Raw genomic sequence first — 23,921 nt, 5'->3', positions numbered from 1 at the left:
AACCGAGTGGGAGGCGAGGGCATCGCGATGTCCGGACTGCACCACACAACGATCAGCCTGCGGGACGCGTCCCAAAGGTGTTGGAAAGAAGGAGAGGCCAAATGGCCAAGAAGCTCGCTGGCAAGATGAAGCTGCAGATCCCTGCAGGTCAAGCCAACCCGTCGCCACCCGTGGGTCCTGCCCTGGGTCAGCGCGGCATCAACATTATGGAGTTCTGCAAGGCGTTCAACGCCAAGACGCAGGAAATGGAAGCCGGTGCACCTTGCCCGACTGAAATCACCTACTATCAGGACAAGTCCTTTACCATGGACATCAAGACGCCTCCTGCGTCTTACTACCTGAAAAAGGCTGCCAAGCTGAAATCCGGCGCCAGCACCCCCGGTCGCGAGACCGTTGGTACGGTGACCGCCGCACAGGTAAAAGAAATTGCCGAAGCGAAAATGAAAGACCTGAGCGCAAACGACATCGAGGCTGCTATGCAGATCATCCTCGGTTCGGCACGCTCGATGGGCATCGAGGTGAAGTAATGGCTAAGCTTGGTAAACGTACAATTGCAGCGCGTGAAGCGTTCGCAGGTAAAGTCAACCTGACCGTTGAAGAAGCTGTTGCACTGGTTAAAGGCAGCGCCAAAGCAAAGTTCGACGAGACCATTGAAATCGCCGTATGTCTGGGTGTTGACCCGCGTCACGCCGACCAAATGGTTCGCGGTGTTGTTGGTCTGCCGAACGGCACCGGCAAAGATGTTCGCGTGGCTGTTTTCGCCCGTGGTCCAAAAGCTGAAGAAGCTCAGGCCGCTGGTGCGGACATCGTTGGCGCAGAAGATCTGATGGAAACCGTCCAGGGCGGCACCATCGATTTTGATCGCTGCATTGCAACCCCTGACATGATGCCCGTCGTTGGCCGTCTGGGTAAAGTGCTGGGTCCACGTAACCTGATGCCAAACCCCAAAGTGGGCACGGTCACCATGGACGTGGCTGAAGCTGTCAAAAATGCCAAAGGCGGCGAAGTACAGTTCAAGGTCGAAAAAGCCGGTGTTGTACACGCAGGCGTTGGCAAAGCTTCGTTTGACGAAGGCAAGCTGGTTGAAAACGTACGTGCCTTCATGGACGCCGTTATGAAAGCCCGCCCTTCTGGTGCCAAAGGCGCATACGTCAAAAAAGTCGCGCTGAGCTCGACTATGGGCCCGGGTGTTACCATTTCGGTCGACAACGCGGCAGCACAGTAAACCTTTTAGGGTTTCATCTAAAGTTTTTGAGGGCGTCCTATCTGGGCGCCCTCTTTTTCTTGGACAAGTTGCAAAACGTAGTCTGCGCAGTCTTTTGCAAACGAGTTATGGTTAATTCGACTAAATGATATACAACTAATTAACTGAATTTTGTCCAAATCTGGTCACTTATCACCCCCAAATATCAGGCTCCAAAATCTTGTCCGAACATTGGTGAAGGCCTCACTCAAATGTTGGCGGGAAGATTTAGTTCCTTTTTGAGTTGTTTGGTGAATAAGACATGGCCGTTTTAGACAATGCGATATGGTTAACAGGCGCTGGCGGAACTGCAGTGAATGGCAGCACCGTCATTTCCGAAGGTGAAAACAGCACGACGGTCACGGGGGTTTTTACCTCCAACTCGTGGGATGCTTCCCAGTCCGGCTATGCAATTTCTGAATTTGGCGCCTTCGGTGTCACCAGCCCGATTGCGGCCAGTTATCAGTTCTCGAATCCGGTCGAAAACCTGTCTTTCAATTTCAACCACGTCAATGATGATGGTGGTTCGACATATGATGATCAGTGGACAATCTTTGCCTACGATGAAAACGGCGATCTGATTGATAGCAATACCATCATCGCCAGCCTCTCGGGGTTGGTCGATGAATCAGTCACCGCCAACCCGGATGGTTCGGTGACAATCACAGCTGCTGGCACCACGGCGAATGACATTAACCTGAACCTCGCGGGTCCGGTCTCTCAGATTGAACTGGGCCTCGATGCTGGCCCGGACGGGACGTCGTCAGGTGGTACAGGTATCAGCGACTTAACCTTCGATGTTCCGGAACCGCTTCTGGACACAGATGGGGATGGGGTGGCTGACAATACTGACATCGATGATGACGGCGATGGCATTCTCGACGAAGATGAGTACGAGACAGTAAACCCTACGGCAATCACCATAACTTTTGATGGTGATGAATACGCCGGCATCGATGCGACGAGTTGGGAATTGTATGACCCTGATGGGAACCTTGTCGCGAGCGATAGCACCATTGATAGCACGGTCGAAATCACCAATATCGATCCCTCAGCGTTGGGGCAGTACTCTTTTGTCGTCAACGACGATTTTGGGGATGGTCTTGGTGGAACAAACACGGCCGGATATACGATTGCCGTTGATGGGGTTGTCGTTGTCGACTCCGGGCCCAACCCGAATTTCGGAACGACGGTCACTGAAACCTTTGATTTTGTGCCGACATTGCAGGCGGTGGATAGCGATGGAGATGGTATCTATGACCATCTCGATCTGGACAGTGACAATGATGGGATCACTGACAATGTCGAAGCGCAGACCACAGCCGGTTATGTCGCGCCATCCGGAATTGATGCGAACAATGATGGCTTGGACGATGCCTATGGTCCGGATGGCCTGACGCCGGTTGATACCGACGGCGATGGCACGGCTGACTTTCTGGACACTGACAGCGACAATGACGGCACCAGCGACACAGCCGAGGCCGGTCACGGGGTCAGTCAGGCCGCGATTGACGCCTCAGGGGACGCTGATGGCGATGGCATCGCGGATGTGGTCGACGATGTGTCCGGGTGGGATGTTAACGACGATGATATCGATGGGGCAGGCAACTTTACCTTGGCCGATACCGATAATGACGTTGCCGCAGACGGGTCCGATGCGACCCCGTTGACGCATGACCTCGACTTTCGCGATTCTGTGCCCTGTTTTACTCCGGGAACCCTCATTCAGACCTCAAAGGGTGACATTCCCATTGAAACCATCTGCCCTGGCGATCTGGTTTTGACCGTGGACAACGGATTTCAGCCCGTGCGCTGGATCGGCCAGAGAAAGCTTACTCAGCAAGATCTTGCGGGTCATCCAAACCTGCGCCCGGTTGTGATCCGAAAGGGAGCTTTTGGGAACCGGAGGCGCATGGCGGTATCCCCTCAGCATGGGATCGTTCTGAACACCGATGCGGGTCAGAGACTCATTCGCGCCAAACACGCCGCCGAGATATTGAAAGGGCAATATGCAAGGTTCGATCGACGCTGTGAAAGGGTGACTTACATTCACCTGCTATTTGACCGGCATCAGTTAAGATACGCTGAGGGCGCGCCTTCGGAGTCTTTTTTCCCGGGACCAATGGCATTGAAGTCGATGGATCACGCCGTGCGGGACGAGCTTCTGTTCTTGTTTCCAGAGTTGGAGACGGTTGTGCAGGGCATTAAGCAAACCGAAGACGCCTTCGGCCCGCCAGCGCGCCCGTATCTCAAGCGCAAGGAAGCAAAACTGTTTGCGCGCCATATCCATGAGCACGGAAAATAGCAAACAACACCATCAATTCTGATCTCTGCTCTTGTCCCTTGGGCATTTTCCAACTAAACCCCGCTCGTCAGGTCGCCCGAATCTTCGAGGCGGCCTGTCGATTCGTCCGAGACGGTGGGTCGGCCACGCTTAGGCAAAGCCGATAATTCCTGCCTGAGATGGGTAGCGAGAATAGAATTTTCCGCAAGGTTTCGACCTTCGGGTGATCTGGCCTCGGGACCCGTACCTAAGGACCCGAACGGTGGGGCAACCCACCAAACTTGAGCCGGGGAGCAATCCCCAAATTTGGAGTAATACTGTGGATAGAGCCCAGAAAGAGAAATTGGTCGATGAGCTCGGCCAGATCTTCGAAAGCTCTGGCGTTGTAGTGGTATCTCACTACGCGGGCCTCACAGTTGCTGACATGCAGGACCTTCGCGCACGTGCTCGTGATGCGGGTGGTGCTGTACGTGTTGCCAAAAACAAGCTCGCCAAGATCGCCCTTGAGGGTAAGCCCTGCGCAAGCATTGCTGACTACCTCGATGGCATGACCGTTCTGACCTACTCTGAGGACCCTGTGGCAGCCGCCAAAGTGGCCGAAGACTTCGCCAAGGAGAACAAAAAGTTCGCAATCCTTGGCGGTGCAATGGGTGAGACCGCTCTGGACCGTGACGGTGTTCAGGCCGTATCGAAAATGCCTTCGCGCGACGAGCTTATTGCTTCGATCGTGGGCTGTATCGGTGCACCTGCTTCGAACATCGCCGGTGCAATTGGCGCGCCAGCAAGCAACATCGCCGGCATTCTGTCGACCATCGAGGATCGTGCAGAAGCGGCGTAAGCAACTTGAGAACCGCGTGTGGGTGAACACCTGACGTTGGAACACATACTAGATAAACGGAAAGAGTCTAAAATGGCTGATCTGAAAGCACTTGCCGAAAGCATCGTAGGTTTGACCCTGCTGGAAGCACAAGAACTGAAAACCATCCTCAAAGACGAGTATGGCATCGAGCCCGCAGCTGGCGGCGCCGTAATGATGGCTGGCCCTGCTGGCGACGCCGGTGGCGACGCTGGTGAAGAGCAAACCGAATTCGACGTTATCCTGAAATCACCAGGTGCCTCGAAAATCAACGTCATCAAAGAAGTCCGCGCCTTGACTGGCCTGGGCCTCAAAGAAGCCAAAGAGCTGGTTGAAGCCGGCGGCAAGGCTGTCAAAGAAGGCGTTTCGAAAGACGAAGCTGACGAAGTCAAAGGCAAGCTGGAAGCAGCTGGCGCCGAAGTCGAAGTCAAGTAATCTTTGCCGGGGTCTACCCGGAATTGATGTCAGGCTGGGTCCGTTTTCGGGCCCAGCCGAACCTGTCTCAGAGAGCCCCTTTTATACTCAGGGGGTTTTCTAAGACCAGGTTCAAAGATCGGGAGGCTTCCATCGGGACGGAAGCCAGGAATTGATCGAACTTGTGTCGTCTCGGATGGGCGTGGTGCTGGGGCCCGACAGCATGCGCGACCGGTGAGAAATTGAAAGGTGCTAATGACCATGGCTCAGACCTACCTTGGCCAAAAACGTTTGCGTAAATATTACGGCAAAATTCGTGAAGTTCTGGAAATGCCGAACCTGATCGAGGTCCAAAAGGCCTCATACGATCTGTTTCTGCGTTCCGGCGATCATCTCGTTCCTATGGACGGTGAAGGCATCAAAGGCGTTTTCCAGTCGGTTTTCCCGATTAAGGATTTCAACGAAACCAGTGTGCTGGAATTCGTCAACTACGAGCTGGAAAAGCCGAAGTATGACGTTGAAGAATGTATGCAGCGCGATATGACTTATTCGGCTCCGCTGAAGGTCACCTTGCGTCTGATCGTGTTTGATATCGACGAAGATACGGGTGCGAAGTCGGTTAAAGACATCAAAGAGCAAGACGTCTTCATGGGCGACATGCCATTGATGACGCCGAACGGCACCTTTGTTGTAAACGGCACCGAGCGCGTGATCGTGAGCCAGATGCACCGCTCACCCGGCGTGTTCTTTGACCACGACAAGGGCAAAACCCACTCTTCAGGTAAACTTTTGTTTGCTTGCCGCATTATTCCCTACCGCGGCTCTTGGCTGGATTTTGAATTCGACGCCAAAGACATCGTCTTTGCCCGGATCGACCGGCGCCGCAAATTGCCTGTGACAACTCTGCTGTATGCACTGGGTCTGGATCAGGAAGGCATCATGGATGCCTATTTTGAGACAGTGAACTACAAGCTCAAGAAGAACAAAGGTTGGGTCACCAAGTTCTTCCCCGAGCGTGTGCGCGGCACCCGTCCAACCTATGATCTGGTCGACGCCAAAACGGGCGAAGTGATTGCCGAAGCGGGTAAGAAAGTTACCCCTCGTGCGGTTAAGAAAATCATCGACGACGGCAAGATCACAGATCTTCTGGTTCCGTTTGAACATATTGTTGGCAAATTTGTCGCCAAGGACATCATCAACGAAGAAACTGGCGCGATTTACGTCGAAGCCGGTGACGAGTTGACGCTGGAGTACGACAAAGAAGGTTCGCTGATCGGCGGTTCCGCCAAGGACCTGATCGACGCTGGCATCACCGAAGTGCCTGTCCTGGACATCGACAACGTCAACGTCGGTCCGTACATGCGCAACACCATGGCGACCGACAAGAACATGAATCGCGAAACCGCGCTCATGGACATCTATCGCGTCATGCGTCCGGGCGAGCCGCCCACCGTTGAAGCCGCATCAGCGTTGTTCGACACTTTGTTCTTCGATTCCGAGCGTTATGATCTGTCGGCTGTTGGCCGTGTGAAGATGAACATGCGTCTGGCTTTGGATGCCGAGGATACACAGCGTACCCTTCGCAAAGAAGACATCGTATCTTGTATCAAAGCGCTGGTTGACCTGCGCGATGGCAAGGGCGACATCGACGACATCGACCACCTTGGCAACCGCCGTGTGCGCTCGGTTGGCGAATTGATGGAAAACCAGTACCGCGTTGGCTTGCTCCGCATGGAGCGCGCGATCAAGGAACGCATGTCATCGGTTGAAATCGACACCGTCATGCCGCAAGATCTGATCAATGCCAAACCAGCGGCTGCTGCAGTGCGTGAATTCTTCGGCTCTTCGCAGTTGTCGCAGTTCATGGACCAAACCAACCCGCTCTCGGAAGTCACCCACAAACGTCGTCTTTCGGCGCTTGGGCCAGGTGGTCTGACCCGCGAACGTGCTGGCTTTGAGGTGCGCGACGTGCACCCGACCCACTATGGTCGGATGTGCCCGATTGAGACACCGGAAGGTCCAAACATTGGTCTGATCAACTCGCTGGCAACCTTCGCTCGCGTGAACAAATATGGCTTTATCGAAACACCTTATCGCGTTGTCAAAGACGCCAAGGTGACAGACGAAGTGCACTATATGTCCGCGACCGAGGAAATGCGTCACACCGTGGCTCAGGCCAACGCGACGCTGGACGAGAACGGCCAATTCATTAACGATCTGGTCTCAACCCGTCAAAACGGTGACTACACGCTGGCGTCGCGTGATAATGTTGATCTGATCGACGTTTCACCGAAACAGTTGGTATCGGTTGCGGCCTCGCTCATTCCGTTCCTTGAAAACGACGATGCGAACCGGGCCCTGATGGGTTCGAACATGCAACGTCAGGCGGTTCCACTTTTGCGTGCTGAGGCACCACTGGTCGGGACTGGCATTGAGGAAATCGTAGCGCGCGACTCGGGTGCGTCGATCATGGCAAAACGCGCAGGCGTTATTGACCAGGTGGATGCGCAGCGTATCGTTGTACGTGCGACCGAAGACCTTGAACTGGGTGACGCGGGCGTGGACATCTACCGTCTGCGTAAATTCCAGCGGTCTAACCAGAACACCTGTATCAACCAGCGTCCGCTGGTCAAAGTGGGTGACAAGGTTACCAAAGGCGAAGTGCTTGCGGATGGTCCATCGACCGACATGGGCGAACTGGCCTTGGGTAAAAACGTGGTCGTCGCGTTTATGCCTTGGAACGGTTACAACTACGAAGACTCGATCCTGATTTCTGAACGCATCGCGCGTGATGACGTGTTCACATCGGTACACATCGAAGAATTCGAAGTTGCGGCTCGTGACACAAAACTGGGCCCGGAAGAAATCACTCGCGACATTCCGAACGTCGGTGAAGAAGCGCTGCGCAACCTCGACGAGGCTGGCATCGTGTACATCGGTGCGGACGTTGAGCCGGGCGATATTCTGGTTGGTAAAATCACCCCCAAGGGTGAATCGCCAATGACGCCAGAAGAGAAGCTCTTGCGCGCCATCTTTGGTGAGAAAGCTTCGGACGTTCGCGACACATCTTTGCGTGTGAAACCGGGTGACTTTGGTACGGTTGTTGAGGTGCGTGTCTTTAACCGCCATGGTGTGGAAAAAGACGAACGTGCGCTTCAGATCGAACGCGAAGAAGTTGAGCGTCTGGCACGTGACCGTGACGACGAGCTGGCGATCCTTGATCGCAACATTTATGCCCGTCTGAAGTCGATGATCCTTGGCAAGAAAGCTGTCAAAGGACCAAAAGGTGTCAAATCGAACTCGGAAATCAACGAAGAGCTGCTGGAAACTCTGACCCGTGGTCAGTGGTGGCAGCTGGCGTTGGAAGACGAGAAAGACGCGCAAGTGGTCGAGGCTCTGAACGAGCAATACGAGATCCAAAAGCGTGCGCTTGATGCTCGTTTTGAAGACAAGGTCGAAAAAGTCCGTCGCGGCGATGATCTGCCACCCGGTGTGATGAAGATGGTCAAAGTCTTTATCGCTGTGAAGCGCAAGCTTCAGCCAGGTGATAAAATGGCCGGTCGTCACGGGAACAAAGGTGTTATTTCCAAGGTTGTACCGATGGAAGACATGCCGTTCCTCGCCGATGGTACGCCGGTTGACTTCTGTCTGAACCCTCTTGGTGTGCCTTCGCGTATGAACGTTGGTCAGATCCTTGAAACTCACATGGGCTGGGCCGCACGCGGTCTGGGCATCAATGTTGACGAGGCTCTGCAAGAGTACCGTCGTTCGGGTGATCTGACGCCAGTACGTGAAGCCATGAAACTGGCCTATGGCGAGGATGTCTATGAAGACGGCATCATCGGCATGGACGAAGATCAACTGGTTGAAGCCGCTGGCAACGTAACCAACGGTGTGCCGATTGCGACACCAGTGTTTGACGGTGCCAAAGAGGCAGATGTCAACGACGCTCTGGTTCGCGCAGGCTTTAGTGAATCTGGTCAGTCGACCCTGTTTGATGGCCGTACAGGCGAACAATTCGCCCGTAAAGTCACTGTCGGGATCAAGTACCTGCTGAAACTGCACCACCTTGTGGATGACAAAATCCACGCGCGGTCTACTGGTCCTTACTCGCTTGTTACTCAGCAGCCGCTGGGTGGTAAGGCACAGTTCGGTGGCCAGCGCTTTGGTGAGATGGAAGTTTGGGCTCTGGAGGCATACGGCGCGGCGTATACGCTGCAGGAAATGCTGACAGTCAAATCGGATGACGTTGCTGGACGGACGAAAGTCTATGAAAGCATTGTCAAAGGCGAGGACAACTTTGAAGCCGGCGTGCCGGAATCCTTCAACGTTCTTGTCAAAGAAGTCCGTGGCCTTGGCCTGAACATGGAACTCCTGGATGCGGAGGTGGAGGAGTAAGGGCCTTGCGCTCTTACCCCACACTCCCTTCCGCCCCAAATTTGAGGTTATCAAAATGAACCAGGAACTGACAAACAACCCGTTCAATCCGGTTGCACCGGTCAAAACGTTTGACGAAATCAAGGTCTCTCTGGCATCGCCAGAGCGGATCCTGTCGTGGTCATTCGGTGAGATCAAGAAGCCGGAAACCATCAACTACCGGACGTTCAAACCTGAACGTGACGGTCTGTTCTGCGCGCGTATCTTTGGCCCGATCAAAGACTACGAATGCCTGTGCGGAAAATATAAACGCATGAAGTATCGTGGCGTTGTCTGCGAGAAATGTGGCGTTGAAGTGACCCTGCAAAAAGTACGCCGCGAGCGTATGGGACACATTGAGCTGGCCGCGCCTGTCGCGCACATCTGGTTCCTCAAGTCGTTGCCATCGCGCATCGGCCTGATGCTGGATATGACATTGCGCGATCTGGAACGCGTTCTCTACTTTGAGAACTACGTTGTGATTGAACCCGGCCTCACCGATCTGACCTATGGCCAGATGCTGAGTGAAGAAGAGTTCATGGATGCCCAAGATCACTATGGCATGGATGCTTTCACCGCCAACATCGGTGCCGAAGCCATCCGTGAAATGCTGAGCCAGATTGATCTGGAAGGCGAAGCCGAAACGCTGCGCGCTGACCTCGCTGTCGCCACGGGTGAGTTGAAGCCCAAGAAGATCATCAAGCGTCTGAAAGTCGTTGAATCGTTCATCGAGTCGGGCAACCGTCCCGAGTGGATGGTTCTGACCGTGATCCCTGTGATCCCGCCAGAGCTGCGCCCACTGGTGCCGCTGGATGGTGGTCGGTTCGCGACGTCTGATCTCAACGATCTGTATCGTCGTGTGATCAACCGGAACAACCGCCTCAAGCGTCTGATCGAACTGCGCGCACCTGACATTATCGTGCGCAACGAAAAGCGGATGCTGCAAGAGTCGGTTGACGCCCTGTTTGACAACGGTCGTCGTGGTCGTGTGATTACAGGCGCCAACAAGCGTCCTCTGAAATCACTTTCGGACATGCTGAAGGGTAAGCAAGGTCGCTTCCGTCAGAACCTTTTGGGTAAACGCGTCGACTTCTCGGGTCGTTCGGTCATTGTGACCGGCCCTGAGTTGAAGCTGCACCAATGTGGTCTGCCAAAAAAGATGGCGCTCGAACTGTTCAAGCCGTTCATCTATTCGCGTCTTGAGGCCAAAGGTCTGTCTTCCACAGTGAAGCAAGCCAAGAAACTGGTCGAAAAAGAGCGTCCCGAAGTTTGGGATATCCTGGACGAAGTGATCCGTGAACACCCTGTCATGCTGAACCGTGCGCCGACGTTGCACCGTCTTGGCATTCAGGCGTTCGAACCTGTGCTGATCGAAGGTAAAGCCATTCAGCTGCACCCGCTGGTCTGTTCGGCGTTTAACGCGGACTTCGACGGCGACCAAATGGCCGTTCACGTGCCGTTGTCGCTGGATGCGCAGCTCGAAGCGCGTGTTCTGATGATGTCGACAAACAACGTTCTGTCGCCAGCCAACGGCGCGCCGATCATCGTTCCTTCACAGGACATGATTTTGGGTCTGTACTATACGACCATCGAACGCGAAGGCATGAAAGGCGAGGGCATGTTGTTCTCGTCGATCGACGAAGTGCAATATGCATTGGATTCCGGTGAAGTACACCTGCACGCCAAAATCACTGCCCGCGTTCCGCAGGTGGATGAGAACGGCATGGAAGTGATGCAACGCTTTGAAACCACACCGGGCCGTGTACGTCTGGGCAGCCTGCTTCCGCAGAACGCCAAGGCACCGTTCGAATTGGTGAACAAACTGCTGCGTAAAAAAGACGTTCAGGCCGTGATTGATACCGTCTATCGGTATTGCGGTCAGAAAGAGTCGGTTATCTTCTGTGACCAGATCATGGGCATGGGGTTCCGCGAAGCGTTCAAGGCGGGCATTTCGTTCGGCAAGGACGACATGGTGATCCCGGATACCAAATGGCCAATCGTCGATGAGACACGCAGCCAGGTAAAAGACTTTGAACAACAGTACATGGACGGCCTGATCACTCAGGGTGAAAAGTACAACAAAGTTGTCGATGCCTGGTCAAAGTGTAACGACAAAGTCACCGACGCCATGATGAGCACAATCTCAGACGTGGCACGTGATGAAAATGGCGCCGAAGCAGAGCCGAACTCGGTCTACATGATGGCCCACTCTGGTGCGCGTGGCTCGGTCACTCAGATGAAACAGCTTGGCGGTATGCGTGGTCTGATGGCCAAACCGAACGGCGACATTATTGAGACACCGATCATCTCGAACTTTAAAGAAGGCCTGACCGTTCTTGAGTACTTCAACTCGACTCACGGTGCCCGTAAGGGTCTGTCAGATACCGCGCTTAAGACAGCGAACTCAGGCTATCTGACACGTCGTCTGGTGGACGTGGCGCAGGACTGCATTGTGCGTATGCACGATTGTGGAACTGAGAACGCGATCACTGCCGAAGCGGCAACCCGTGACGGTGAAGTCGTGTCCTCGCTGGCCGAGCGTATCCTTGGTCGTGTGGCTGCGGATGACATTCTGCGTCCAGGTACAGATGAGGTTCTGATCGAAGAAGGTCAGTTGATCGACGAGCGTATGGCAGATGCCGTGGACGAGGCCGGTGTGGCCGCGACACGTATCCGCAGCCCGTTGACCTGTGAAGCTGAAGAAGGCGTTTGTGCACAGTGCTACGGCCGTGACCTTGCACGTGGTACACGCGTGAACACTGGTGAAGCTGTCGGCATTATTGCGGCTCAGTCAATCGGTGAACCCGGTACACAGCTGACCATGCGTACGTTCCACATTGGTGGCGTTGCACAAGGTGGCCAGCAGTCGTTCCTGGAAGCAAGCCAAGAAGGTAAGGTCGTCATTGAGAACGCTCAGATCCTTGAGAACGCCCATGGCGAATCTCTGGTGATGGGCCGTAACATGAAGCTGATCATTCAGGACGAAAACGGTGAAGAGCGTGCCAACCACAAGGTTGGCTATGGCTCAAAACTGTTTGTCAAAGATGGCCAGACGGTTGCGCGTGGCGACAAGCTGTTTGAATGGGATCCCTATACTTTGCCAATTCTGGCCGAGAAATCGGGTATGGCCAAGTTTGTCGATCTGACAGTGGGTATCGCCGTTCGCGACGAAACCGACGAAGCCACAGGCATGAGCCAGAAGATCGTTATGGACTGGCGTGCAGCACCAAAAGGCAACGAGCTGAAGCCGGAGATCATTCTGGTTGATGCAGATGGCGAACCGGTCCGCAACAACGCGGGCAACCCGGTGACCTATCCGATGTCTGTTGATGCGGTTCTTTCGGTTGAAGATCAGCAGGACGTCAAAGCTGGTGACATCATCGCGCGTATCCCGCGTGAAGGTGCCAAGACCAAGGACATCACCGGTGGTCTGCCGCGTGTGGCCGAACTGTTCGAAGCCCGTCGTCCCAAAGATCACGCGATCATCGCCGAAATCGATGGTTACGTGCGCTATGGCCGCGACTACAAGAACAAGCGTCGCATCTCGATCGAACCAGCGGATGAGTCGATGGAGCCCGTCGAATACATGGTGCCCAAGGGCAAGCACATTCCTGTTCAGGAAGGTGATTTTGTCCAGAAGGGTGACTACATCATGGATGGCAACCCGGCCCCACACGACATTCTGTCGATTATGGGTGTCGAAGCGCTGGCGGACTATATGATCAACGAAGTGCAGGACGTCTATCGCCTGCAAGGCGTTAAGATCAACGACAAGCACATCGAAGTGATTGTACGTCAGATGCTGCAGAAATGGGAAATCCTGGACTCAGGTGAAACCACTCTGCTGAAAGGCGAGCACGTGGACAAAGCAGAATTCGTGGCGGCCAATGAAAAGGCCGAACGCGAAGGACGTCGTCCTGCAGCGGGCGAGCCGATCCTCTTGGGGATCACCAAAGCATCGTTGCAGACACGTTCGTTCATCTCGGCCGCGTCGTTCCAGGAAACCACACGGGTACTCACCGAAGCTTCGGTTCAGGGTAAGAGAGACAAACTTGTCGGCCTGAAAGAGAACGTGATTGTGGGCCGTCTGATCCCAGCCGGGACCGGTGGTGCGACCATGCGTGTGCGTCGTATCGCCCAGGAGCGTGACAATGTCGTGCTGGAAGCTCGCCGTGAAGAGGCCGAAGCCGCTGCAGCACTTGCTGCGCCGTCTGAAGATGTCTCTGCGGATGATGTGTTCGGCAGCGCACCTGCGGAAACTCCTGAGGGTGATGATCTGAATTGATCCTTTGACGGATGGAAATAGAAAGGCCCCCGGTTTAGAGCCGGGGGCCTTTTGCTTTTGGTGAGAGTATTTTGAAAAAGACGAAAAGCGGCCTTGGTGGATTTCAGTTCCCGGACTAAGGTCGCCAAGTTTTGGGTGGGTGAAAGAGCGATGGAAGAGTTGTCCGACAATATGAAAGGCGCGCTGCTGATGATTTTCAGCATGGCGTGTTTCACGTTCAACGATACATTTCTGAAGCTGGTCGGACCACAGATGCCGCTTTTTCAGTTGCTGTTCTTGCGCGGCGTTGTGACGACGGTGCTAATTTATGTGATGGCCCGCCGTATGGGGGCGATAAAGCTGCGCCTGCCTGCGGCGGATTGGGGCATGATCGGTTTACGAACCGCCAGTGAAATCGGCGCCGCTTATTTCTTTGTTACAGCCCTTATGCATATGCCGATCGCCAACGTGACAGCGGTGTTACAGGTTTTGCCACTCACGGTCACACTTGGGGGAGCCTTGTTTTTTGGCGAGAAAGTCGGTTGGCGCCGTTTTCTGGCAATCGCAATTGGGTTTACCGGAATGTTGCTGATTGTGCGGCCGGGGCCGGAAGGGTTCGACACCTATGCGATTTATGCACTGGGGGCCGTGGTCTGCGTCACAGGCCGCGACTTGTCGACCCGCCGCATGTCTTCCCAGGTGCCGTCGATGACGGTCACCCTCTCGGCATCGCTTGGGGTTCTGCTGTTTTCCGCGGTGGCCACTTTGGGGGAAACATGGGTGCCAATCACGCAGAGAGACGCGCTGCTGATTGGGGGGGCGTCTGTTTTCATTATCGGGGGCTACTTGTTCTCGGTCATGGTGATGCGCGTTGGCGAAGTCGGGTTCATTGCACCTTTCCGCTATACGGGCCTGCTATGGGCTTTGCTGCTTGGGCTTGTCGTATTCGGGGATTGGCCGGATGCTATAACCTTGCTTGGGGCGGCAATCGTTGTGGCGACAGGTGTGTTTACCTTGTTCCGCGAAAGCCGTGCACGCCGTCGAACCTGACGGGCGCTGTTGACAACCTCTGCGACTCCTTTTATAGCGCGTCCATCCGGTCATGGGGGCATTCCCTCTGCCGCCGATATCATAACTGTAGTGGACAAGGTCCGGGCTCCTTTTAGGCCTCGATCCTCTGGAAACACACCGCGTCGTTTGCCTCGGAATGGAAACGATCGCGGGTTTTGCGCTTGTGGACGCACAAGCCTGATAAAAGTCGCACCGTTCGGGGGAACGCCCTGGGCAGAATGAGTTGAAAACGGGAAAGAGACCCTATGCCAACGATCCAACAGCTGATCCGCAAGCCGCGTCAGCCAAAAATCAAGCGCTCGAAGTCGCAGCACCTTGAGCAATGCCCGCAAAAGCGTGGCGTTTGTACTCGTGTGTACACAACGACTCCGAAGAAACCGAACTCGGCTATGCGTAAAGTTGCGAAGGTTCGCCTGACCAACGGTTACGAAGTCATTTCGTATATCCCCGGCGAAAGCCACAACCTGCAAGAGCACTCTGTTGTTCTGATCCGCGGCGGTCGTGTGAAAGACCTTCCGGGTGTCCGTTACCACATCCTGCGTGGTGTGTTGGATACCCAAGGCGTCAAAGACCGTAAGCAGCGCCGTTCGAAATACGGCGCCAAGCGTCCTAAGTAAGAAGGATTACAACAGATGTCTCGTCGTCACGCCGCTGAAAAGCGCGAAGTCCTGCCCGACGCCAAATATGGCGATCGCGTATTGACCAAATTCATGAACAACCTGATGATCGATGGTAAGAAATCGGTCGCAGAGCGTATCGTTTACAATGCCTTCCAACGTGTGGAAGACAAAATCAAACGCGCGCCCGTAGAAGTGTTCCACGAAGCTCTCGAAAACATTCAGCCTTCGGTTGAAGTTCGTTCGCGTCGTGTGGGTGGTGCCACCTATCAGGTGCCTGTCGAAGTCCGCCCCGAGCGCCGCGAAGCGCTGGCCATCCGTTGGTTGATCACTGCTGCCCGTAAGCGCAATGAAAACACCATGGAAGAACGCCTTGCAGGTGAGCTTCTGGATGCCGTCAACTCGCGCGGTACTGCCGTCAAAAAGCGGGAAGACACTCACAAGATGGCCGAGGCAAACAAAGCCTTCAGCCATTATCGTTGGTAATCCCAGAGAGGCATTAGACCAATGGCACGCGATTATACGCTCGATCATTACCGCAACTTCGGTATCATGGCGCACATCGATGCAGGTAAAACAACCTGCTCGGAACGCATCCTGTATTACACCGGCAAATCCCACAACATTGGTGAGGTGCACGACGGTGCCGCCACCATGGACTGGATGGAGCAGGAGCAGGAACGCGGCATCACCATCACCTCGGCGGCGACCACCACATTCTGGGAACGCACCGAAGATGGCGTAACCGCAGATTCGGCCAAGCACCGTTTGAACATCATCGACACCCCCGGCCACGTTGACTTCACCATTGAAGTTGAGCGTTCGCTGGCGGTTCTCGATGGAGCTGTCTGTGTTCTGGACGCCAATGCTGGTGTTGAACCCCAAACCGAAACCGTGTGGCGTCAGGCTGACCGCTACAAGGTTCCGCGTATGGTTTTTGTCAACAAGATGGACAAAATCGGCGCTGACTTCTTCAACTGTGTTCACATGATCGAAGACCGCACAGGTGCCGTTGCTGTACCTGTTGGTGTTCCGATTGGCGCAGAAACCGAGCTGGAAGGCCTGGTTGATCTGGTGAACATGGAAGAATGGCTGTGGCAGGGCGAAGACCTTGGCGCGTCGTGGATCAAAGCACCGATCCGTGAAAGCCTGCAGGACATGGCCAACGAATGGCGTGGCAAAATGATCGAAGCGGCCGTCGAAATGGACGACGACGCGATGATGGAATACCTGGAAGGCAACGAGCCTGACGTTCCAACCCTGCGCAAACTGCTTCGTAAAGGTACTCTGGAAATGGCATTCGTGCCGGTTCTGGGTGGTTCGGCGTTCAAAAACAAAGGCGTTCAGCCCTTGCTCAACGCTGTGATCGACTATCTGCCCAGCCCGCTGGACGTTGTTGATTACATGGGCTTCAAACCAGGCGACGAAACAGAAACCCGTGACATTGCCCGCCGTGCGGATGATGACATGGCGTTCTCTGGCCTGGCGTTCAAAATCATGAACGACCCCTTTGTTGGCTCGCTGACCTTCACACGTATCTATTCGGGTACTCTGAGCAAAGGCGACACGCTGCTGAACTCTACCAAGGGTAAAAAAGAGCGCGTTGGCCGTATGATGATGATGCACTCGAACAACCGTGAAGAAATCACGGAAGCGTTCGCAGGCGACATTATCGCTCTGGCAGGTCTGAAAGACACCACAACCGGTGACACGCTTTGCGCCGTCAACGAGCCTGTGGTTCTGGAAACAATGACCTTCCCGGATCCGGTTATCGAGATCGCTGTTGAGCCTAAGACCAAAGCGGACCAAGAGAAAATGTCTCAGGGTCTTGGTCGTCTGGCAGCAGAAGACCCCTCCTTCCGTGTGGAAACTGACCTCGAAAGTGGCCAGACCATCATGAAAGGCATGGGCGAACTTCACCTCGATATTCTGGTGGACCGTCTGAAGCGCGAATTCAAAGTCGAAGCCAACATCGGTGCACCTCAGGTGGCGTATCGTGAAACCATTGGACACGAAGTCGAGCACACCTACACCCACAAGAAACAGTCGGGTGGATCTGGTCAGTTCGGTGAAGTTAAGATGGTCATCACACCGACCGAGCCTGGCGAAGGTTACAGCTTTGAATCGAAAATCGTCGGCGGCTCTATTCCTAAGGAATACATCCCCGGTGTTGAAAAAGGCATCAAATCGGTCATGGACTCCGGTCCTCTGGCTGGCTTCCCTGTGATCGACTTCAAAGTGTCGTTGATCGACGGTAAGTTCCACGATGTTGACTCGTCCGTTCTGGCATTTGAGATCGCAGCACGTATGTGTATGCGTGAAGGCATGCGCAAAGCGGGTGCGAAGATGCTCGAACCGATTATGAAAGTCGAAGTGATTACGCCAGAAGAATATACTGGTGGCATCATCGGCGATCTGACATCGCGTCGCGGTCAGGTTCAGGGTCAGGAAACTCGCGGTAACGCGATTGCCATCGACTGTTTTGTGCCTCTGGCCAACATGTTCGGCTACATCAACACGCTGCGTTCCATGTCTTCGGGCCGCGCAAACTTCTCGATGCAGTTCGACCACTATGAACCAGTTCCGCAGAACATCTCGGAAGAGATCCAAGCGAAATACGCCTAATCGGGATGGCGGGGTGAACCCCGCCCTACCCACAACTTGTAGGGCGGGGACACCCCGCCGACCCAAACGCAAAAGGAGCCTTTACCATGGGTAAGGAAAAGTTTGAACGCACGAAGCCGCACTGCAACATCGGCACAATTGGCCACGTTGACCACGGCAAAACCACTCTGACAGCTGCGATCACCAAGCAATATGGTGACTTCAAAGCCTATGACGAGATTGACGGTGCGCCGGAAGAGAAAGCCCGCGGCATCACCATCTCGACTGCGCACGTTGAGTATGAAACTGACGGTCGTCACTATGCACACGTCGACTGCCCCGGCCACGCTGACTATGTGAAAAACATGATCACTGGTGCGGCGCAAATGGACGGCGCGATCCTGGTTGTGAACGCAGCTGATGGCCCCATGCCACAGACTCGCGAGCACATCCTTCTGGGCCGCCAGGTGGGTATCCCTGCCATGGTTGTTTACATGAACAAAGTGGATCAGGTTGACGACGACGAGCTGCTCGAGCTGGTTGAAATGGAAATCCGTGAGCTTCTGACAGAATACGGCTACGACGGCGACAACATCCCCGTCATTGCTGGTTCGGCTTTGGCCGCTCTGGAAGACCGTGATCCGGCCATCGGTGCTGAATCCATTGCCAAACTGATGGCAGCGGTTGACGAGTTCATCCCACAGCCTCCACGTGCGGTTGACGAGCCATTCCTGATGCCGATCGAGGACGTGTTCTCGATTTCGGGTCGCGGTACTGTTGTAACTGGCCGTATTGAGCGCGGCGTGATCAATGTTGGCGACAGCATCGAAATCGTTGGCATCAAAGACACGCAGACAACCACTTGTACGGGTGTTGAAATGTTCCGCAAGCTGCTGGATCGCGGTGAAGCTGGTGACAACGTTGGTGTTCTGTTGCGTGGTATCGACCGTGAAGCGGTTGAGCGCGGCCAGATCCTGTGTAAGCCGAAATCGGTGAACCCACACACCAAATTCGAAGCCGAAGCCTATATCCTGACCAAGGATGAGGGTGGCCGTCACACGCCGTTCTTCGCCAACTACCGTCCACAGTTCTACTTCCGGACCACGGACGTGACTGGCACAGTTGTTCTGCCCGAAGGCACCGAAATGGTGATGCCTGGCGACAACCTGAAGTTCAACGTTGAACTGATTGCGCCCATCGCCATGGAAGCCGGCCTGCGTTTTGCGATCCGCGAAGGCGGCCGCACCGTTGGTTCCGGCGTTGTGTCGAAGATTGTTGAATAAGGTCGCGTTTCTTTAGAAACTCTGACCGGCGATAGGCGATTTGGCGGCAACGCCAAATCTGCCGAAAGCCAGACGACGAAAAGATCAAAAGGGCGCCCATCGGGCGCCCTTTTTTGTTCTGCTATGGGTGAAAGACACGGGATAACCAAAGCTTTGCCCGTATCAAACTAACTGGTGCTTTCGGCCCTGAGCCGACTTTGGTGGACTCGGCGAGGAAAGTCCGGTTCGGACTCGAACCGGAGGCGTTGGATGTTTTCTGCGCCTTGCTTGTGTTAACGTTCTAACATTCTAAGGAGGACAACACATGAGCCACCCCGAAACTGAATACTCGGACGAATTTGCAGGAGGTCTCGAGCTGCTCTGGGGCCAAGGGTTTCTGTCGCCGGGTGGTAAGGAAGAAGTATTGTCGATCGTTGAAGGCATTGACCTGACCGGGAAAAACATTCTCGATATTGGATCTGGCCTTGGAGGACCGGCCATCTGTCTGGCAAACGCGTTTCAGGTGGGACACATCACAGGTGTCGACATTGAACCACTAAACGTGCAACGGGCCACCGCTTATGCCTGCGATGCTGCCGTGGCCGAAAAGGTGACGTTTCAAGCAGTTGACGGTGGAGATCTTCCCTTTGAGAATGAGGCGTTTGACATTGTCTTCAGCAAGGACGCAGTAACAGAAGCTCCAAACAAGACGGATATTTTTGAAGAGTGTTTTCGCGTATTGCGTCCAGATGGTTGGCTGGTGATGAGCGATTGGTTCAGAAGTTCAGATCCCTACACTCCCGAAATGAACGACTGGCTGGAAACGCTGGGCGTAACCCTGGAAATGGCAACTATTCACGAAACCACTGAACTATTGTCCGGCATTGGTTTTTCGCAGGCTAAGATTGCGGACAAAACCGAGTGGTACCAAAAGCACGCGGTAAGAGAGTTGGAAAGCATGGCCGGGAAGGGCAAAGACCGCTTTGAGGCCTTGCTGGGCGCCGAAGGGGCAGCGGAATGGTTGACGGCGCAAAATCTTCAGGTGGTTGTGGCGACCCAAGGACAACTGCGCCCCGGACATATTCGGGCCGAAAAAAGGTAAACTCCGGTTGTCTAGGTGCGCCGTCTTTGATTGCCGACCTTGGCGCAAGGCGCGGCGAAATCCCGCTGTCCGCCGTTCGCGCCAAATTCCGCGCCTCAATCCTACACCTTCCCAAATTCACCCACTCCCTTGCACCCGGCACCGGCGGGCATCGCCCGACAGCCCCCATGGGCGAGCGGTTGCACCCACCCGTGGTCAGGCGACGTCCTTTATGGCAAGACCACATTTCCCACTTGCCACCCCCATTCCCCCCCTGTATTACGCGCGAGTTCTCAACGAGAATCTTTGGGCGGGATGATTCCCGCCTTTTGGGTTCGATGAGGGTTTGCGATGGTCGCGTATCCTCCTCTCAACTCTCACGCCTAAGAAAAGGCATGATTAATGCAAAGCCAAAACATTCGCATTCGGCTGAAGGCATTCGATTACCGTGTACTGGACGCCAGCACTCAGGAAATCGTGAACACTGCAAAGCGCACAGGCGCGCAGGTTCGTGGCCCGATCCCGCTTCCCAACAAGATTGAGAAGTTCACCGTTCTGCGTGGTCCCCACGTTGACAAGAAATCCCGCGATCAGTTCGAGATCCGTACGCACAAGCGTCTTCTCGACATCGTTGATCCGACTCCCCAGACCGTGGACGCGCTGATGAAGCTCGACCTGGCGGCTGGTGTTGACGTCCAGATCTCGGTTTAAGGAGGGTATCTAGCATGCGCTCTGGAATTATCGCGAAAAAAGTGGGCATGACCCGCTTGTTCATGGAAGACGGCAAACAGATTCCTGTCACCGTTCTTCACCTTGACGGCCTGCAGGTCGTTGCACAACGCACCAACGAAACTGACGGTTACACCGCGGTTCAGCTGGGCGCTGGTTCGGCCAAAGCCAAACGTACATCTCAAGCGATGCGCGGTCACTTTGCCAAAGCCAACGTCGCGCCGAAGCGCAAAGTTGCCGAATTCCGTGTTTCTGAGGATGCCCTGATTGAAGTCGGCGCCGAAATCTCGGCCGAGCACTTCCTTGAAGGTCAAAAAGTTGACGTTGCTGGCACATCAATCGGTAAAGGTTTTGCCGGTGCGATGAAGCGCCACAACTTTGGCGGTTTGCGCGCGACACACGGTGTTTCGATCTCGCACCGTTCGCACGGTTCAACCGGTCAATGTCAGGATCCGGGCAAAGTTTTCAAAGGCAAGAAAATGGCTGGTCACATGGGCGCCGTCCGTGTCACCACTCAGAACCTTGAAGTTGTGAAAACGGATGCCGACCGTGGCCTCGTGTTCATCAAAGGCGCCGTCCCCGGCTCCAAAGGTGGCTGGGTGACTGTTAAGGACGCCGTTAAGAAAAAAGCCCCCGAAGGTCTGCCTTTCCCGGCTGGACTGATCACGGCTGCAACTGAAGCACCTGCAGAAGAAGCTCCTGCAGAAGGCGGTGAAGCATGAAACTTGACGTAATCAAACTCGACGGCGGCAAAGCCGGTTCGGTTGATCTGGACGAAGCCCTGTTTGGCCTCGAGCCACGCGCCGACATCCTGCACCGTGTGGTCCGCTGGCAGCGTAACAACGCTCAGGCCGGTACTCACAAGGTTAAGACCCGTTCGGAAGTGAACTACTCGACCAAGAAGATCTATCGCCAGAAAGGCACCGGCGGCGCACGCCACGGCGCACGTTCTGCTCCGATCTTCCGCGGTGGTGGGGTTTACAAAGGCCCGGTTGTCCGTTCGCACGGCCACGACCTGACCAAGAAATTCCGTAAACTGGGTCTCAAGCACGCCCTGTCCGCCAAAGCGAAAGCAGGCGAACTGGTTGTGATTGACGCCGCAGAGTCGGACGGCAAAACATCCGCACTGGCCAAACAGGTTGCAAACCTGGGCTGGAAACGCGCGCTGATCATTGACGGTGCCTCGGTTAACGAAGCATTCGCCAAAGCAGCAAGCAACATCGAAGGTCTGGATATCCTGCCAACGATGGGCGCCAACGTTTATGACATCCTGAAACGTGACACTCTTGTGATCACCAAAGCAGGTATGGAAGCACTGGAGGCTCGACTGAAATGAGCGCGAAGGCTGAACATTACGACGTGATCCGCAAGCCGATCATCACCGAGAAATCAACCATGGCATCTGAAAATGGTGCGGTTGTTTTCGAAGTGGCAATCGCGGCGAACAAACCGATGATCAAAGAGGCCGTTGAGGCTCTGTTTGGTGTTAAGGTCAAAGCGGTCAACACGACAATCACCAAAGGTAAAGTCAAACGTTTCCGCGGCCAGTTGGGCAAGCGTAAAGACGTGAAAAAGGCTTATGTGACCTTGGAAGAAGGCAACACAATCGACGTGTCCACCGGACTGTAATTGTGAGTGGCCCGGGCTGAAGCCCGGTCTACGCCTTGAGAAAATAGAAAAGCCCCTCGGTGAGAGCCGGGGGGCTTTTTTGTTGCTTCGGCTAACCTTGCTCCACAGGAAACGTCCAAACTTCGACAGCTTGGTCTCGACCGCGAACGTCAATTTCACCGTGCCTTTGTAGCTTTGCCACAAGGTCGGATGCATCCCGGTTTCCATTTTCACTGTTAACTGCGTCGACAAGGTCCTGGCTGGCGACAAGATCGCATTGAAGATCCCGAGTCGCATGCTGCAACCGGCTCGCTGTGTTCACGGTGTCACCTATGACTGTAAACTCGACAAAGTCCTCGGTGCCGACGTCGCCAAGAACGACGGGCCCATAGTGTACGCCAATTCCGATGTGAACCGGCAGCAATCCCTGATTGGCTCTACCTTCGTTCCATTGCTGCGAGGCCGCAAGAAGCTCAAACGCGCAAGAAAGGGCGTTCACGGCGTCGTCCTCACCGGCTTTGGGGAAGCCAAATATCGCCAGAGTTTCGTCGCCAACATAGCCGGCAATTGATCCGTTCCATTTAAAGACGGCTTTTTCGATCCAGCTGTGAACCTCGCGCAACAGATCCATAACTTGCTTGGGTTCAAGGTCTTCCGAAAGCGACGTAAAACCGACAATGTCTGCAAACAGGACCGCAAGGTCTTGCTGTGTCACGTCGCCAAGAGGCTGGTCCTTTTCGGTGAGCATTTCGACCAAATCGGGCGAAAAGTACCGCGCCAGATTGGCGCGTGCCCGGTCTGCTTCACTTGCTTCTTTCTGGGCCAGCCGCAAGCGTTTGTCGGCCTCAACGCGGTCGGTCACGTCGCGCTGAACTGCCAGGTATTGGTACACTTTGCCGTGGTCATCGTTCAAAGGCACGATCGACCATTCCATCCAGAATTCCGAACCATCTTTCCGGTAGTTGATTGTCCGGCCTTCCCATAGCCCTGTGGACCCAAGCTGTTCCCACATATCAGCAAAGATACTGTGATCTGTCTTTGGGCCTTGCAAAATTTTGGGTGACTGGCCGAGCACCTCTGCGTTTGACCATCCGGTCATCTCTTCAAATCTGGGGTTCGCAAAAACGATTTGAGGTCCGAGTGGCTCTGATCCTGCCGTTGTGACCAAAATGCTTTCTGCAGCGGAATTGACAATGGCGCGGTAATCAATGTTTGAATTCGCGTTGCTTTTTGACATCCGGCCCCCCGTATCAAATCATCGATGATGAACGGTAACACATAATTCACCGCGTCCAAATGCGGCTGCTGTCGTTATAGGGGGTAAAGCGGTCAACACGACAATCATCGAAGGTAAAGTCAAACGTTTCCGCGGCCAGTTGGGCAAGCGTAAAGACGTGAAAAAGGCTTATGTGACCTTGGAAGAAGGCAACACAATCGACGTGTCCACCGGACTGTGATTGTGGGTGGCCCGG

At 54.6% G+C, this 23,921-nt stretch carries 18 protein-coding genes and 1 pseudogene; 18 read left to right on the top strand and 1 reads right to left on the bottom strand.

Annotation, left to right across the window (positions count from 1 at the left end; all coding sequences use genetic code 11):
• Window positions 1-101: 101 nt before the first annotated feature.
• The 17 genes from rplK (at window position 102) to BUC32_RS12260 (ending at window position 22,470) form a co-directional block, all read left to right on the top strand.
• Entirely contained in the window at window positions 102-527 is a 426-nt protein-coding gene (rplK, locus tag BUC32_RS12340) for a 50S ribosomal protein L11 (RefSeq protein WP_073253085.1), read from the top strand.
• Window positions 527-1,225 (top strand): 50S ribosomal protein L1, encoded by a 699-nt coding sequence (rplA, locus tag BUC32_RS12335; protein WP_073253082.1) that lies wholly within the window; start codon window positions 527-529, stop codon window positions 1,223-1,225. Before rplK ends, rplA begins: the two co-directional genes overlap by 1 nt.
• Before the next feature lie 280 nt (window positions 1,226-1,505).
• On the top strand, window positions 1,506-3,548 hold the full coding sequence (locus BUC32_RS12330) for a Hint domain-containing protein (protein WP_073253080.1): 2,043 nt from the start codon (window positions 1,506-1,508) through the stop codon (window positions 3,546-3,548).
• A gap of 298 nt (window positions 3,549-3,846) precedes the next feature.
• Window positions 3,847-4,365 carry a 50S ribosomal protein L10 gene (gene rplJ, locus BUC32_RS12325; protein WP_073253077.1) on the top strand — a complete coding sequence of 173 codons (519 nt, stop codon included), beginning with the start codon at window positions 3,847-3,849 and terminating at the stop codon, window positions 4,363-4,365.
• Between the two features lie 72 nt (window positions 4,366-4,437).
• The gene (gene rplL / locus BUC32_RS12320) at window positions 4,438-4,818 is read left to right on the top strand and encodes a 50S ribosomal protein L7/L12 (protein ID WP_073253074.1); all 381 of its coding nucleotides are present in this window, start codon (window positions 4,438-4,440) and stop codon (window positions 4,816-4,818) included.
• A 240-nt stretch (window positions 4,819-5,058) separates the two neighbouring features.
• Complete coding sequence (gene rpoB, locus BUC32_RS12315) at window positions 5,059-9,195, top strand: DNA-directed RNA polymerase subunit beta (protein ID WP_073253262.1); 4,137 nt, start codon at window positions 5,059-5,061, stop codon at window positions 9,193-9,195.
• A gap of 55 nt (window positions 9,196-9,250) precedes the next feature.
• Window positions 9,251-13,498 carry a DNA-directed RNA polymerase subunit beta' gene (gene rpoC, locus BUC32_RS12310; protein WP_073253071.1) on the top strand — a complete coding sequence of 1,416 codons (4,248 nt, stop codon included), beginning with the start codon at window positions 9,251-9,253 and terminating at the stop codon, window positions 13,496-13,498.
• Between the two features lie 159 nt (window positions 13,499-13,657).
• Window positions 13,658-14,527, top strand: coding sequence for a DMT family transporter (locus BUC32_RS12305; RefSeq protein ID WP_175556934.1), 870 nt, complete (start codon window positions 13,658-13,660; stop codon window positions 14,525-14,527).
• A gap of 266 nt (window positions 14,528-14,793) precedes the next feature.
• The gene (gene rpsL, locus BUC32_RS12300) at window positions 14,794-15,165 is read left to right on the top strand and encodes a 30S ribosomal protein S12 (protein ID WP_054000841.1); all 372 of its coding nucleotides are present in this window, start codon (window positions 14,794-14,796) and stop codon (window positions 15,163-15,165) included.
• Between the two features lie 15 nt (window positions 15,166-15,180).
• The gene (gene rpsG, locus BUC32_RS12295) at window positions 15,181-15,651 is read left to right on the top strand and encodes a 30S ribosomal protein S7 (protein ID WP_073253066.1); all 471 of its coding nucleotides are present in this window, start codon (window positions 15,181-15,183) and stop codon (window positions 15,649-15,651) included.
• 21 nt (window positions 15,652-15,672) lie between these two features.
• A complete protein-coding gene (gene fusA / locus BUC32_RS12290; protein WP_073253064.1) occupies window positions 15,673-17,790 on the top strand; it encodes an elongation factor G in 2,118 nt (705 codons plus the stop codon).
• 86 nt (window positions 17,791-17,876) lie between these two features.
• On the top strand, window positions 17,877-19,052 hold the full coding sequence (tuf, locus tag BUC32_RS12285; RefSeq protein ID WP_073253062.1) for an elongation factor Tu: 1,176 nt from the start codon (window positions 17,877-17,879) through the stop codon (window positions 19,050-19,052).
• A 304-nt stretch (window positions 19,053-19,356) separates the two neighbouring features.
• On the top strand, window positions 19,357-20,133 hold the full coding sequence (locus tag BUC32_RS12280; protein WP_073253059.1) for a class I SAM-dependent methyltransferase: 777 nt from the start codon (window positions 19,357-19,359) through the stop codon (window positions 20,131-20,133).
• 381 nt (window positions 20,134-20,514) lie between these two features.
• On the top strand, window positions 20,515-20,823 hold the full coding sequence (gene rpsJ / locus BUC32_RS12275; RefSeq protein WP_044028221.1) for a 30S ribosomal protein S10: 309 nt from the start codon (window positions 20,515-20,517) through the stop codon (window positions 20,821-20,823).
• 14 nt (window positions 20,824-20,837) lie between these two features.
• Window positions 20,838-21,563 carry a 50S ribosomal protein L3 gene (rplC, locus tag BUC32_RS12270; RefSeq protein WP_073253057.1) on the top strand — a complete coding sequence of 242 codons (726 nt, stop codon included), beginning with the start codon at window positions 20,838-20,840 and terminating at the stop codon, window positions 21,561-21,563.
• Window positions 21,560-22,177 (top strand): 50S ribosomal protein L4, encoded by a 618-nt coding sequence (gene rplD, locus BUC32_RS12265; RefSeq protein ID WP_073253054.1) that lies wholly within the window; start codon window positions 21,560-21,562, stop codon window positions 22,175-22,177. Before rplC ends, rplD begins: the two co-directional genes overlap by 4 nt.
• The gene (locus BUC32_RS12260) at window positions 22,174-22,470 is read left to right on the top strand and encodes a 50S ribosomal protein L23 (protein WP_073253053.1); all 297 of its coding nucleotides are present in this window, start codon (window positions 22,174-22,176) and stop codon (window positions 22,468-22,470) included. The genes rplD and BUC32_RS12260 overlap by 4 nt, the downstream gene beginning before the upstream one ends.
• Before the next feature lie 91 nt (window positions 22,471-22,561).
• Here BUC32_RS12260 and BUC32_RS12255 read toward each other — a convergent pair whose 3' ends face one another.
• Window positions 22,562-23,686 (bottom strand): adenylate/guanylate cyclase domain-containing protein, encoded by a 1,125-nt coding sequence (locus BUC32_RS12255; RefSeq protein ID WP_073253050.1) that lies wholly within the window; start codon window positions 23,684-23,686, stop codon window positions 22,562-22,564.
• A gap of 85 nt (window positions 23,687-23,771) precedes the next feature.
• On the opposite strand from BUC32_RS12255, the pseudogene rplW reads away from it, so the two are divergent.
• Window positions 23,772-23,906: pseudogene (rplW, locus tag BUC32_RS12250) on the top strand (50S ribosomal protein L23); the annotation flags it as partial.
• Window positions 23,907-23,921 lie beyond the last annotated feature (15 nt).

The sequence above is a fragment of the Shimia gijangensis genome, from assembly GCF_900142085.1.
Taxonomy (GTDB): Bacteria; Pseudomonadota; Alphaproteobacteria; order Rhodobacterales; family Rhodobacteraceae; genus Shimia; species Shimia gijangensis.
The sequence above is the reverse complement of the archived record's forward strand: the minus strand, read 5'-3'. Positions and strand labels throughout refer to the sequence as shown.

Excerpts from the sequence above, each read along its gene's own strand:
- rpsG (WP_073253066.1), top strand. The coding sequence starts at position 15,181 with ATGTCTCGTCGTCACGCCGCTGAAAAGCGCGAAGTCCTGCCCGACGCC.
- rplL (WP_073253074.1), top strand. The coding sequence starts at position 4,438 with ATGGCTGATCTGAAAGCACTTGCCGAAAGCATCGTAGGTTTGACCCTG.
- BUC32_RS12330 (WP_073253080.1), top strand. The coding sequence starts at position 1,506 with ATGGCCGTTTTAGACAATGCGATATGGTTAACAGGCGCTGGCGGAACT.
- rpsL (WP_054000841.1), top strand. The coding sequence starts at position 14,794 with ATGCCAACGATCCAACAGCTGATCCGCAAGCCGCGTCAGCCAAAAATC.
- tuf (WP_073253062.1), top strand. The coding sequence starts at position 17,877 with ATGGGTAAGGAAAAGTTTGAACGCACGAAGCCGCACTGCAACATCGGC.
- BUC32_RS12255 (WP_073253050.1), bottom strand. The coding sequence starts at position 23,686 with ATGTCAAAAAGCAACGCGAATTCAAACATTGATTACCGCGCCATTGTC.
- BUC32_RS12280 (WP_073253059.1), top strand. The coding sequence starts at position 19,357 with ATGAGCCACCCCGAAACTGAATACTCGGACGAATTTGCAGGAGGTCTC.
- rpsJ (WP_044028221.1), top strand. The coding sequence starts at position 20,515 with ATGCAAAGCCAAAACATTCGCATTCGGCTGAAGGCATTCGATTACCGT.
- rplA (WP_073253082.1), top strand. The coding sequence starts at position 527 with ATGGCTAAGCTTGGTAAACGTACAATTGCAGCGCGTGAAGCGTTCGCA.
- rplD (WP_073253054.1), top strand. The coding sequence starts at position 21,560 with ATGAAACTTGACGTAATCAAACTCGACGGCGGCAAAGCCGGTTCGGTT.
- rplK (WP_073253085.1), top strand. The coding sequence starts at position 102 with ATGGCCAAGAAGCTCGCTGGCAAGATGAAGCTGCAGATCCCTGCAGGT.
- fusA (WP_073253064.1), top strand. The coding sequence starts at position 15,673 with ATGGCACGCGATTATACGCTCGATCATTACCGCAACTTCGGTATCATG.
- rplC (WP_073253057.1), top strand. The coding sequence starts at position 20,838 with ATGCGCTCTGGAATTATCGCGAAAAAAGTGGGCATGACCCGCTTGTTC.
- rpoB (WP_073253262.1), top strand. The coding sequence starts at position 5,059 with ATGGCTCAGACCTACCTTGGCCAAAAACGTTTGCGTAAATATTACGGC.
- BUC32_RS12260 (WP_073253053.1), top strand. The coding sequence starts at position 22,174 with ATGAGCGCGAAGGCTGAACATTACGACGTGATCCGCAAGCCGATCATC.
- rpoC (WP_073253071.1), top strand. The coding sequence starts at position 9,251 with ATGAACCAGGAACTGACAAACAACCCGTTCAATCCGGTTGCACCGGTC.